Annotated in this window: 18 protein-coding genes and 1 pseudogene; all 19 read right to left on the reverse strand. The window is 68.2% G+C overall.

Annotated elements, in window-relative coordinates; genetic code table 11:
• Window positions 1-9 precede the first annotated feature (9 nt).
• Complete coding sequence (locus tag VGE38_RS10620) at window positions 10-1,860, reverse strand: hypothetical protein (RefSeq protein WP_331142514.1); 1,851 nt, start codon at window positions 1,858-1,860, stop codon at window positions 10-12.
• An 82-nt stretch (window positions 1,861-1,942) separates the two neighbouring features.
• On the reverse strand, window positions 1,943-2,578 hold the full coding sequence (locus tag VGE38_RS10625; protein WP_331142515.1) for a 4'-phosphopantetheinyl transferase family protein: 636 nt from the start codon (window positions 2,576-2,578) through the stop codon (window positions 1,943-1,945).
• 58 nt (window positions 2,579-2,636) lie between these two features.
• Window positions 2,637-3,458, reverse strand: coding sequence for a type I methionyl aminopeptidase (map, locus tag VGE38_RS10630; protein ID WP_331142516.1), 822 nt, complete (start codon window positions 3,456-3,458; stop codon window positions 2,637-2,639).
• Window positions 3,458-4,033, reverse strand: a complete 576-nt coding sequence (locus tag VGE38_RS10635; RefSeq protein ID WP_331142517.1) for an adenylate kinase — start codon at window positions 4,031-4,033, stop codon at window positions 3,458-3,460. Before VGE38_RS10635 ends, map begins: the two co-directional genes overlap by 1 nt.
• Complete coding sequence (gene secY / locus VGE38_RS10640; protein ID WP_331142518.1) at window positions 4,033-5,334, reverse strand: preprotein translocase subunit SecY; 1,302 nt, start codon at window positions 5,332-5,334, stop codon at window positions 4,033-4,035. Before secY ends, VGE38_RS10635 begins: the two co-directional genes overlap by 1 nt.
• Window positions 5,335-5,492: 158 nt before the next feature.
• The gene (rplO, locus tag VGE38_RS10645; protein WP_331142519.1) at window positions 5,493-5,933 is read right to left on the reverse strand and encodes a 50S ribosomal protein L15; all 441 of its coding nucleotides are present in this window, start codon (window positions 5,931-5,933) and stop codon (window positions 5,493-5,495) included.
• Window position 5,934: 1 nt separating this feature from the next.
• Window positions 5,935-6,117: a 50S ribosomal protein L30 gene (rpmD, locus tag VGE38_RS10650; protein WP_331142520.1), complete on the reverse strand. Its 183-nt coding sequence runs from the start codon at window positions 6,115-6,117 to the stop codon at window positions 5,935-5,937.
• The gene (gene rpsE, locus VGE38_RS10655) at window positions 6,117-6,734 is read right to left on the reverse strand and encodes a 30S ribosomal protein S5 (protein ID WP_331142521.1); all 618 of its coding nucleotides are present in this window, start codon (window positions 6,732-6,734) and stop codon (window positions 6,117-6,119) included. The genes rpmD and rpsE overlap by 1 nt, the downstream gene beginning before the upstream one ends.
• A 40-nt stretch (window positions 6,735-6,774) precedes the next feature.
• Window positions 6,775-7,158, reverse strand: coding sequence for a 50S ribosomal protein L18 (rplR, locus tag VGE38_RS10660; protein WP_331142522.1), 384 nt, complete (start codon window positions 7,156-7,158; stop codon window positions 6,775-6,777).
• Window positions 7,158-7,700 carry a 50S ribosomal protein L6 gene (rplF, locus tag VGE38_RS10665; protein WP_331142523.1) on the reverse strand — a complete coding sequence of 181 codons (543 nt, stop codon included), beginning with the start codon at window positions 7,698-7,700 and terminating at the stop codon, window positions 7,158-7,160. Before rplF ends, rplR begins: the two co-directional genes overlap by 1 nt.
• A 28-nt stretch (window positions 7,701-7,728) precedes the next feature.
• Window positions 7,729-8,148, reverse strand: a complete 420-nt coding sequence (gene rpsH / locus VGE38_RS10670; protein WP_331142524.1) for a 30S ribosomal protein S8 — start codon at window positions 8,146-8,148, stop codon at window positions 7,729-7,731.
• A gap of 88 nt (window positions 8,149-8,236) precedes the next feature.
• Window positions 8,237-8,422, reverse strand: coding sequence for a type Z 30S ribosomal protein S14 (locus VGE38_RS10675; protein ID WP_017932844.1), 186 nt, complete (start codon window positions 8,420-8,422; stop codon window positions 8,237-8,239).
• A gap of 1 nt (window position 8,423) precedes the next feature.
• Entirely contained in the window at window positions 8,424-8,987 is a 564-nt protein-coding gene (rplE, locus tag VGE38_RS10680) for a 50S ribosomal protein L5 (protein ID WP_331142525.1), read from the reverse strand.
• A 1-nt stretch (window position 8,988) separates the two neighbouring features.
• A complete protein-coding gene (gene rplX, locus VGE38_RS10685) occupies window positions 8,989-9,351 on the reverse strand; it encodes a 50S ribosomal protein L24 (RefSeq protein ID WP_331142526.1) in 363 nt (120 codons plus the stop codon).
• Window positions 9,352-9,354: 3 nt separating this feature from the next.
• Window positions 9,355-9,723, reverse strand: coding sequence for a 50S ribosomal protein L14 (gene rplN / locus VGE38_RS10690; protein WP_011757324.1), 369 nt, complete (start codon window positions 9,721-9,723; stop codon window positions 9,355-9,357).
• A gap of 168 nt (window positions 9,724-9,891) precedes the next feature.
• Window positions 9,892-10,176 carry a 30S ribosomal protein S17 gene (gene rpsQ / locus VGE38_RS10695; RefSeq protein ID WP_331142527.1) on the reverse strand — a complete coding sequence of 95 codons (285 nt, stop codon included), beginning with the start codon at window positions 10,174-10,176 and terminating at the stop codon, window positions 9,892-9,894.
• Between the two features lie 2 nt (window positions 10,177-10,178).
• Window positions 10,179-10,436: a 50S ribosomal protein L29 gene (rpmC, locus tag VGE38_RS10700; RefSeq protein ID WP_331142528.1), complete on the reverse strand. Its 258-nt coding sequence runs from the start codon at window positions 10,434-10,436 to the stop codon at window positions 10,179-10,181.
• Entirely contained in the window at window positions 10,436-10,855 is a 420-nt protein-coding gene (gene rplP / locus VGE38_RS10705) for a 50S ribosomal protein L16 (RefSeq protein WP_331142529.1), read from the reverse strand. The genes rpmC and rplP overlap by 1 nt, the downstream gene beginning before the upstream one ends.
• 5 nt (window positions 10,856-10,860) lie before the next feature.
• Window positions 10,861-11,156, reverse strand: a pseudogene (locus VGE38_RS10710) (30S ribosomal protein S3); the annotation flags it as partial.

The following is an 11,156-nucleotide window of genomic DNA, read 5'->3' on the forward strand; positions in this document are numbered from 1 at the left end:
CCACCGGGCTCAGTCGAGGTCCTTGGAGCCCGGCCGGCCCCGGCCCACCAACCCCCGCAGGCCGGTACGCCGGGCCGCCTCCTGCTCGGCGGCGGCCAGTCGCTCCCGGAGCGCGGCGATCTCGGCCTTGAGCCGCCGATTGCGCTCGACGAGCTTGCCGTTCCGTTCTCCGAGCCGGGCGTTCGCCGCCTCCTGGGACCGGAGCGCTCGGCGCAGCTCCCCGATCACGACATTCCGCGTCGTGGACTCCTCGACCGTGGCAGCGAGCGTGTCTTCGAGCTGGTCGATCCGGTCACACAGGGCCTGCCGATCGCGGGAGTGCCGACGTTGCGCGCGCAGCAATTCCTCGGCGGGGTCATATGGCTCCTCAGGCAGGGTCTCCCAGCGGAGGCGGACACCGGACACCTCGCGGTAGGCCCTGTGGACCACCTCGACAGCAGTCTCCTCGAGCTCATAGCCACTGGGTGCCGCTCGCAGCACCCATCCGGTGACATCGCCCTCCGGATCGGTCGCGAAGGCCGGAAGCCACGTCGACCGAATGGTCACTACGTGTCGTGGACGCACTCCCCACTCCGCCGGGAGAAGAGAGGGGGGCAGGTCTCGACGCTCCACCTCGACGACCGACTCGAGCGCCGACAAGGTGGCCGCAGCCTCGCCCCGAGCCGGCACGTATCGCACCTGGCCGGAGGACGTGAGGGCGTTGGCGAAGGCGAGCATCGCGCGAGCCTGGGCCAGGGCCGTATCGGGCGGTTGGAACGCCGCGTCGCCGTTGCTCCCCAGGATCACGACCAGGTCATCGACCGGCAAGGTGCTGTCGACGACCACTCCGTCCACGACGGTCGTCGGCGAGACATGCTGGTCGAGCACCCCCGGCGGGATCATCGCATGCGGGACTCCCGCATCGAGATCATGGAGCACCACCTGTTCGCCAAGCAGGTCGATGAAGAGTTGCAACCCGGAGCGCGTGCCCTCGACGTGCTCGGGACGAGTCCACCGGCCCGGGACGACGAAGACGTCGACGTCGACGTCGGGGTCCACCACGGCACACGAGATGGCTGCGCTGCTGAGAAAGGTGGCCAATCGGCGCGGGGCGACTCCCGAAATGATCGCCTCCAGCTCGATCGGATGGCCGAGCGGGCGCACCTCGACCAACGTCGCCACGGCTTCGAGCTTCTCCGGGAGCTCGTCGCGATGCGGGATGTAGACGACGGCAGCTTCGGGGTGCAGCCGCTTGGCCGCGTGGAGTGCCAACGACGTGAGCGCGATGTCAAGGCTCGAGTCGGTGAGGACCATCTGGAGCGGAGACCCGACGAAGTAGATCTCGGGCGCGGCGGGGCTCGCATCGAAGCGGAGAACCTCGCGCAGGACAGCAGGGTCAGCCGGTTCCAGAGCGTCGATCTCTAGCAACTGGTGATCGAGCGGGTAGCGGCTGTAGAACGTGACGGGAAACGCGGCGAACGCGGCGTGGGCGGACTCGATCTCGTTGGTCTGGAGCAGGTGGACTATCTGCGGCGTCGCGTGCCGGTCGCCGATCGTTGCTGCGTAGCTGCCGACACCCTCGTCCACCACCACGACCTCATCGATCCGCGCACCGTAGCGCTCGACCAGGAACCACAGGAACGGATGGTGGAAGCCACCGCTCACGATGCGCACCGGCCCTGCGTGGCTGGACAGCAGTGCGCCGACGTACGCGAGTTCACCCGCGGTCTCGTGCGGGTCGTCCCTCAGGACGTACTCCTGAGCATCCGGCACGAGCGCTTGACGCGCCGTCTGCATCCATTCGAGGGTTCGAGGCGATGCCGGGGCGTTCTGCACGAGCAGGTGGTCGAGCGGAAGGTCGTGCGCCCGGCAGTACTCCACGATGTGGATGACATGCAGGCCGGTGATCGCCAGACCGATGGTCAGCGGGGCCTGCGGGGGGTCTCCTGGCACGCGCCGGAGTCTAGGGGGTGCCGCCCAGCACGGGGCCCGCAGCGTCCTCGGTGTCGCCGGTGTCGCCGGTGTCGTCGGGGTCGCCGGTGTCGTCGGGGCCGGCGATCACCCAGGCGCCGACGACGCCGTCGTCGGCCCAGTCCCTGATCCGGGCGTCACGCGCGCGGACGTCGTGCTCCCAGAAGGCGCCGACGTCGGCCAGCCCCGCCTTGGCCAGGGCCTCCTTCCGGCTCCACAGCAGGGTGCGACGGACGGCGTCCTCGCCCGCCCACGCGAGCTCGGCCTCGGAGAGGGCCAGGTCGGGCACGTGGCCGACCTCCTGCACGTCGATGCCGCAGGGCGTCGCGGCGGCGACCGCGGCGACCCAGCCGCGGGTGTGGCTCAGGCTGACGTGCAGGTCGGCTCCGACGACGTACGGCGCGCCGTGGTCCTCGCCGCCGCAGTCACGGCACCGGTGCGCGATGACGACGTCACGCGGCTCGGCGTCCAGCAGGGCGGCCGCACACTCGCGCACGAGCACGTGCGCGGCGACGAAGGCCGTGCGGTCCGGGGTCTGCACGAGCCGGTCGCGACGGGACCGCTCGGCGGCCGTGAGCCAGCGCTCGTCGTACTCCCCCTCGACGGGGGCGAACCGGACGACGCTCACGAGACGACCCTAGCGGCTACCCGCAGGGCCACGACCGCGACAGCGCGGGCGATCGGGATCAGTCCCGGCCGCCGTACGGCACGCCGAGCTCCTCGAGCTTGGCGCGACCGCCGTCCAGTGCGGTGAGCACCCACGCGCCCTGCGGCGTCAGGGTGAACGTGTGCTCGAAGTGGGCCGCCCAGCTCCCGTCGGTGGTGACCACGGTCCACTCGTCCTCGAGGGTGTCGGTCTCCTTGGTGCCGAGCGTGATCATCGGCTCGACGGCGAGCGCCAGGCCCTCGACCAGCTTGGGCCCGCGGCCGCGCTTGCCGAAGTTCGGGACGTTCGGCGGCTGGTGCATCTGCGAGCCGATGCCGTGGCCGGTGTAGTCCTCCAGGATGCCGTAGCGGCCCCGGCGGCGGACATAGCTCTCGATCGCGGCGGAGATGTCGGTGACGCGGCCGCCGAGTCGCGCGGCGGCGATGCCGCGCCACATCGACTCCTCGGTCACCTCCATCAGCCGGGTGAGCTCCTCGGAGACCTCGCCGATGGCGACCGTGATCGCCGCGTCGCCGTGCCAGCCGTCGACGATCGCGCCGCAGTCGATCGAGACCAGGTCGCCCTCGGCCAGCACCCGCTCGCCCGGGATGCCGTGCACGACCTCGTCGTTGACCGACGCGCAGATCGTGCCGGTGAAGCCGTGGTAGCCCAGGAACGAGGGCACGGCCCCGGCCGACCGGATGCTGTCCTCGGCGATGGCGTCGAGCTCACCGGTCGTCATGCCGGCGCGCACCGAGCCGCGCAGCAGCTCCAGGGTGCGGCCGACGACGAGGCCGGCCCGCCGCATCGCGTCGATCTGCTCGGGCGTCTTGATCTCGACGCCGCGGTCGAGAAGGCCCATCAGCTCTCGGGGACGACGTCGAGGGCTTCGAAGATGCGCTTCGTGACGTCCTCGACGGCACCCATGCCGTCGATCTGGTGGACGATCCCGCGCCCGCCGTAGACCTCGATGAGCGGCGCGGTCTGCTCGACGTAGAGCTCCTGGCGGCGCCGGATGACGTCCTCGGTGTCGTCGGCCCGGCCCTCGACCTGCGCGCGCTGCAGCAGTCGCTGGACGATCTCGTCCTGGTCGACCGTCAGGCAGACCACCGCGTCGAGGCGGTGACCGGTGAACGCGATCATGCCGTCGAGCTCCTCGACCTGCGCCAGCGTGCGGGGGTAGCCGTCGAGCAGGAAGCCCGTGGTGGCGTCGGGCTCGTCGATCCGGTTGCGGACCATCCGGTTGGTGACCTCGTCCGGGACGTACTCCCCGGCGTCCATGTAGCGCTTCGCCTCGACGCCCAGCGGCGTGCCCTGCGACACGTTGGCGCGGAAGATGTCGCCGGTGGAGATGGCCGGGATGCCGAAGTGCTCGGCGATGAACTTGGCCTGGGTGCCCTTACCGGCGCCGGGCGGGCCCATGATGATCAGACGCATCAGCGGAGGAATCCTTCGTAGTTGCGCTGCTGCAGCTGGCTCTCGATCTGCTTCACCGTGTCGAGCGCGACGCCGACCATGATGAGGATGGAGGTGCCGCCGAACGGGAAGTTCTGGTTCGCACCGATCAGGGCCAGCGCGATCAGCGGGATCAGCGCGACCAGACCGAGGTAGAGCGAGCCCGGCAGCGTGATGCGGGACAGGACGTAGGACAGGTAGTCCTCGGTCGGCTTGCCCGCCCGGATCCCGGGGATGAAGCCGCCGTACTTCTTCATGTTGTCCGCCACCTCCGTCGGGTTGAAGGTGATGGAGACGTAGAAGTAGGTGAAGAAGATGATGAGCAGGAAGTACGTCGCCATGTAGATCGGGTGGTCCCCGCTGACGAAGTACTTGTTGATCCACTCGACCCAGATCGAGTCGCTGCCCTGGTTGAACTGCGCGGCCATCGCCGGCAGGTAGAGCAACGAGGAGCCGAAGATGACCGGGATGATGCCGGCCTGGTTGACCTTGAGCGGGATGTAGGTCGACGACCCGCCGAACATCCGGCTGCCGACCATGCGGCGGGCGTACTGCACCGGGATCCGGCGCTGCGCCTGCTCGATGAAGATGACCGCCGCCATGATCGCCAGACCGATGGCCATCACGACGCCGAAGGTCCACCAGCTGTGCTGCTCCTGGACCGCCCACATGGTCGCGGGGAACGTCGCCACGACCTGCGTGAAGATGAGGATCGACATGCCGTTGCCGATGCCGCGCTCGGTGATGAGCTCGCCGAGCCACATGATCACCGCGGTGCCGGCGGTCATGGTCACGACCATGACGAGGAAGGTCGCGGTGCCGTTGTCGTGCAGCAGTGGCTGGGTGCACTGGAGCAGGTCGCCGGACCGGGCCAGCGCCACGATGCCGGTCGCCTGCAGCACGGCCAGGCCGAGCGTGAGGTAGCGGGTGTACTGCGTGATCTTGGTCTGCCCGGTCTGGCCCTCGTTCTTCAGGGCCTCCAGCCGCGGGATCACCACGACGAGGAGCTGCAGGATGATGCTCGCGGTGATGTAGGGCATGATGCCCAGCGCGAACACGGTGAGCTGCAGCAGTGCGCCGCCGGAGAAGAGGTTGACGAGGTTGTAGAGCCCCGCGCCCGCGCCGTCCTTCGTGAGGTTGATGCACTCTTCGACGTTGGCGACGTTGACGCCAGGGGCAGGGATCTGCGAGCCCGCCCGGAAGACCACGATGATCCCCAGGACGAACAACAGCTTGCGTCGCAGGTCCGGGGTCCGGAATGCGTTCGCGAACGCGCCAAGCACGAGTCGGTCCTCTTCTCAACAACCAGCAACGACAGGTTCTGCCCGCACGTGAAGCAGCCTGCAGAACCCGGGCAGCCTAACAGGGCAGGAGCGACAAAGGCGCGGCCGGGGATCACCTTCGCAGGCGACCCCGACCGCGCCTTGTCACGATCGAACAATCAGGAAACGGTGACCGTTCCGCCGGCGGCCTCGATCTTCTCCTTGGCCGAGCCGGAGAAGGCGTCCGCGGTGACGTCCACCTTCACGGTCAGCTCGCCGGTGCCGAGCACCTTGACGGGCTGGTTCTTGCGGACCGCGCCCTTGGCGACCAGCGCCTCGACGGTGACGGCGCCACCCTCGGGGAACAGCTCGCTGAGCTTGTCCAGGTTCACGACCTGGAACTCCACCTTGAACGGGTTCTTGAAGCCCTTGAGCTTCGGGAGCCGCATGTGGATCGGCATCTGGCCACCCTCGAAGGCGACCGGAACCTGGTAGCGGGCCTTGGTGCCCTTGGTACCGCGGCCGGCGGTCTTACCCTTCGAGCCCTCACCACGACCGACGCGGGTCTTGGCGGTCTTGGCACCGGGCGCCGGACGCAGGTGGTGCAGCTTGAGCGTCATGTCAGTCGACCTCCTCGACCGTCACGAGGTGACGGACGGTGTTGACCATGCCCCGGATCTCCGGGCGGTCCTCCTTGACGACCACGTCGCCGATCCGCTTCAGACCCAGGGAGCGCAGCGTGTCGCGCTGGTTCTGCTTCAGGCCGACGAGGCCCCTCTTCTGCTGGACCTTGAGCTGAGCCATCAGTTGCTCACCTCCGCCGGGGCAGCAGCGGCCTCCGCGCGCGCCTTGAGCAGCGCGGCCGGGGCGACGTCCTCGACGGCGAGACCACGGCGGGCAGCAACAGCCTCGGGCTGCTCGAGCTGCTTGAGGGCCTCGACCGTCGCGTGGACGATGTTGATCTGGTTGGACGACCCGAGCGACTTGCTCAGGATGTCGTGCAGGCCGGCGCACTCCAGGACAGCGCGCACCGGGCCACCGGCGATCACACCGGTACCGGGAGCGGCCGGACGGAGCATGACGACGCCCGCGGCCTTCTCACCCTGGACCGGGTGCGGGATCGTGCCCTGGATGCGGGGGACGCGGAAGAAAGCCTTCTTCGCCTCCTCGACACCCTTGGCGATCGCGGCCGGGACCTCCTTCGCCTTGCCGTAGCCGACGCCGACGAGACCGTCACCGTCGCCCACGATCACGAGGGCGGTGAAGCTGAAGCGACGACCGCCCTTCACGACCTTGGCGACACGGTTGATCGCAACGACGCGCTCGATGTAGGCGGTCTTCTCAGCGTCACGTCGACCGTCGCGACCGCGACCACCCGACTGGCGCTCGCCACCACGCTGTCCGCGCTGGGCTCCGCTCATGAGACTGTTCCTCTTCTCTCTCTAGTCGCTGGTGTTGCGATCAGAACGCCAGGCCACCCTCGCGGGCGCCCTCGGCGAGCGCCGCGATGCGGCCGTGGTACTTGTTGCCGGCACGGTCGAAGACGACGCCCTCGATGCCCTGGGCCTTGGCCCGCTCGGCGACGAGCTCGCCGACGCGCTTCGCCTTGGCGGTCTTGTCGCCCTCGACGCCACGCAGGTCGGCCTCGATCGTCGAGGCCGAGACGAGCGTCTTGCCGACCAGGTCGTCGACGACCTGGGCGGTGATGTGCTTCGAGGACCGGGTGACGACCAGGCGCGGGCGCTCGGGCGTACCGTGGATCTTCTTGCGACCGCGGACCTGGCGACGCAGGCGCGACTTGACGCGGGCGGCGGTGTGCTTGCGGTTCGACAGCGAGATGGCCATCACTTACCAGCCTTTCCGACCTTGCGGCGGACGTTCTCGCCGGCGTAACGGACACCCTTGCCCTTGTACGGCTCGGGCTTGCGGAGCTTGCGGATGTTGGCCGCGACCTCTCCGACCTGCTGCTTGTCGATGCCGACGACACCGAGCTTGGTCGGGCCCTCGACGGTGAAGGTGATGCCCTCCGGCGCGTCGAAGACGATCGGGTGCGAGTAGCCGAGCTGGAACTCCAGCTGGGTCGGGCCCTTGGACAGGACGCGGTAGCCGACGCCCACGATCTCGAGCTTCTTCTCGTAGCCGTCGGTGACGCCCACGACCATGTTGTTGACCAGCGTGCGGGTCAGGCCGTGCAGCGCCTTGGAGACGCGCTCGTCGTCGGGACGCTTGACGTCGAGGACGCCGTCCTCACCCTTCTCGACGGTGATCGGGGACGCGACGGTGTGCGACAGGGTGCCCTTGGGGCCCTTCACCGTGACGGTGGCGCCGTCGATCTGGACGTCGACACCGGCCGGGACCGGGACGGGGAGCTTGCCGATTCGCGACATAGTTCTTCTCTCCTCTCTCGGTCTCAGGTCACCAGACGTAGGCGAGGACTTCCCCACCCACGCCCTTCTGGTTCGCCTGGCGGTCGGTCAGCAGACCCTGGCTCGTCGAGATGATCGCGACGCCCAGGCCGCCGAGCACGCGCGGCAGGCCGGTGTGCTTGGCGTACACCCGCAGGCCGGGCTTGCTGATGCGCCGGACACCGGCGATCGAGCGCTCACGGTTGCGGCCGTACTTGAGCGTGATGGTCAGCGTCTTGCCCACGCCGGGAGTGCCGTCAGCAGCGACGTTGTCCTTCACCTCGAAGGAGGTGATGTAGCCCTCCTGCTTGAGGATCTCGGCGACACCCTGCTTGATCTTGCTGTGGGGCATGGACACCGAGTCGTGGTACGCCTGGTTGGCGTTACGCAGACGGGTCAGCATGTCTGCGATCGGGTCAGTCATCGTCATGGCCTCATCGGCCCTTTCTCCACTCCGGTTTCGCACCTGCTCATCGCGGTGCGACCTGTAGCGACTCGTGTGTTGATGGGAAGGTCGATTACCAGCTGGACTTGGTCACACCGGGCAGCTCGCCGCGGTGGGCCATCTCGCGCAGGCAGATGCGGCACAGGCCGAACTTGCGGAAGACGGCCTTGGGGCGGCCGCAGCGCTGGCAGCGGGTGTAGCCGCGCACCGCGAACTTCGGCTTGCGGGCGGCCTTGACCTTGAGAGCGGTCTTCGCCATGTCAGTTCTCCTTGAACGGGAAGCCGAGGGCCTTCAGCAGCGCCCGACCCTGGTCGTCGTTGGTGGCCGTCGTGACCAGGGTGATGTCCATGCCCCGGAAACGGTCGATCTTGTCCTGGTCGATCTCGTGGAACATGACCTGCTCGGTGAGACCGAAGGTGTAGTTGCCGTTGCCGTCGAACTGGTTGCCGTTGAGGCCGCGGAAGTCGCGGATGCGCGGCAGCGCAAGGGACAGCAGCCGGTCCAGGAACTCCCACATCCGGTCGCCGCGCAGCGTGACGTGCGCGCCGATCGGCATGCCCTCACGCAGCTTGAACTGGGCGATGGACTTGCGAGCCTTGGTGACCAGCGGCTTCTGACCGGTGATCGCGGTGAGGTCCTTGACGGCACCCTCGATCAGCTTGGAGTCGCGAGCGGCCTCGCCGACACCCATGTTGACCACGATCTTGGTCAGGCCCGGCACCTGCATGACGTTCTTGATGTCGAACTGCTGCTGCAGGGCGGGGGCGATCTCCTCGCGGTAGCGAGTCTTGAGACGAGCGGTCGTCGTCGCGGTCTCGGTCATCTCAGATCTCCTTGCCGGTCTTGCGCGAGACACGGACGCTGCGCTCGGCGGAGTAGGTCGAACCGTCGGGACGACGCTTCTCGACCTGCTCGCGCTTGAAGCCCAGGCGCACCGGCATGCCGTCCTCGAGGACCATCACGTTGGAGACGTGGATGGGGGCCTCGGTCGTGACGATGCCGCCCGTGGTGCCCGACTGGGTCTGCGTCTTGACGTGCTTCTTGATGCGGTTGACACCCTCGACGATCACGCGCTCCTCCTCACGGAGAACGGCGATGACCTTGCCCTCGGCGCCCTTGTCCTTGCCGGCGATCACCTTGACGGTGTCGCCCTTCTTGATGTTCACGGTCTTCTTCGAGACGGCCATGAGTCAGAGCACCTCCGGTGCCAGCGAGATGATCTTCATGAACTTCTTCTCACGCAGCTCGCGACCGACCGGGCCGAAGATGCGGGTGCCACGGGGCTCGCCGTCGTTCTTCAAGATGACGGCGGCGTTCTCGTCGAAGCGGATGTAGGAACCGTCCGGGCGACGGCGCTCCTTCACCGTGCGCACGACGACGGCCTTGACCACGTCACCCTTCTTCACGTTGCCACCGGGGATCGCGTCCTTGACGGTGGCGACGATGACGTCGCCGATGCCGGCGTAGCGGCGCCCAGAGCCACCGAGAACGCGGATGCAGAGGATCTCCTTCGCACCCGTGTTGTCGGCGACCTTGAGCCGCGACTCCTGCTGGATCATTGTTTCTCCTTGTCGAGCCGGTTCTCATCCGCATCCGTGGCGGACGAGCCTGGCCGAACTGGTAGTGATTGCGGGCGACAGGCCCAGCGTCAATGGTCGCTGGGCCTGCCTCCCAGGGTCAATTTCACGCCGTACGACGCGAGCGTGACGCCCGCCGTACGGCGCGGGTCACTTGGCCTTCTCGAGGACCTCGACGAGGCGCCAGCGTTTGGTCGCGCTCAGCGGCCGGGTCTCCATGACGAGGACGCGGTCGCCGATGCCGGCGGTGTTCTGCTCGTCGTGGGCCTTGAGCTTGCTCGTGCGGCGCAGCACCTTGCCGTAGAGCGGGTGCTTCACACGGTCCTCGACCTCGACGACGATCGTCTTGTCCATCTTGTCGCTCACGACGAGGCCCTCGCGGACCTTGCGCGAGTTGCGCGCGGTGGTGGTCTCCACCTCAGCCTGCTCAGCCATGGTCAGGCCTCCTCAGTGTTGTTGCCGGCGTTGTTGGCGGCACCCGGAGCGGTGCGGATGCCGAGCTCGCGCTCACGCACGACGGTGTAGATCCGGGCGATGTCCTTCTTGACCGAGCTGAGCCGGCCGTGGCTCTCCAACTGGCCGGTGGCCGCCTGGAACCGGAGGTTGAACAGCTCCTCCTTGGCCTCGCGCAGCTTCGCCTCGAGGTCCACGTTGTTGAGCTCGTCGAGCTCGTGCGCCTTCAGGCTGTTCGCCATCAGAACTCACCGGCCTCTCGGGTGATGAAACGGCACTTCATGGGGAGCTTGTGCATGGCACGGCGCATCGCCTCGCGGGCGATGTCCTCCGAGACACCGGACAGCTCGAACATGACGCGGCCGGGCTTGACGTTCGCGACCCACCACTCCGGGGAGCCCTTACCGGAACCCATGCGGGTCTCGGCGGGCTTCTTGGTCAGCGGGCGGTCGGGGTAGATGTTGATCCACACCTTGCCGCCACGCTTGATGTGACGGGTCATCGCGATACGAGCCGACTCGATCTGGCGGTTGGTCACGTAGTGACCCTCGATCGCCTGGATGCCGAAGTCACCGAAGGCGAGCGAGGTGCCGCCCTTGGCAGCACCGGATCGCTTCGGGTGGTGCTGCTTGCGGTGCTTGACGCGACGGGGCATCAGCATGACGGTCAGGCCTCCTGTCCTGCAGTCTCAGCCGCGGTGTTCGCGACGGCGGTGTCGCCGCCGACCGGGGCCTCGGTGACGGCCGGCGCGTCGGCGCGGTCGCCACGGGCCGGACGGTCACCGCGCGAACCGCGGGTCGGACGCTCGCCGCCGCGGGTCGGGCGACCGCCACGGCCGGGGACACCGGCGCGGGCAGCGGCCTGGGCCTGACGCTCGGCACGGGTGCCGGCGACCTCGCCCTTGTAGATCCAGACCTTCACGCCGATGCGGCCGAAGGTCGTGCGGGCCTCGTAGAAGCCGT

Source organism: Nocardioides sp. (assembly GCF_036405735.1).
In the GTDB taxonomy this organism is placed as follows: Bacteria; Actinomycetota; Actinomycetes; order Propionibacteriales; family Nocardioidaceae; genus Nocardioides.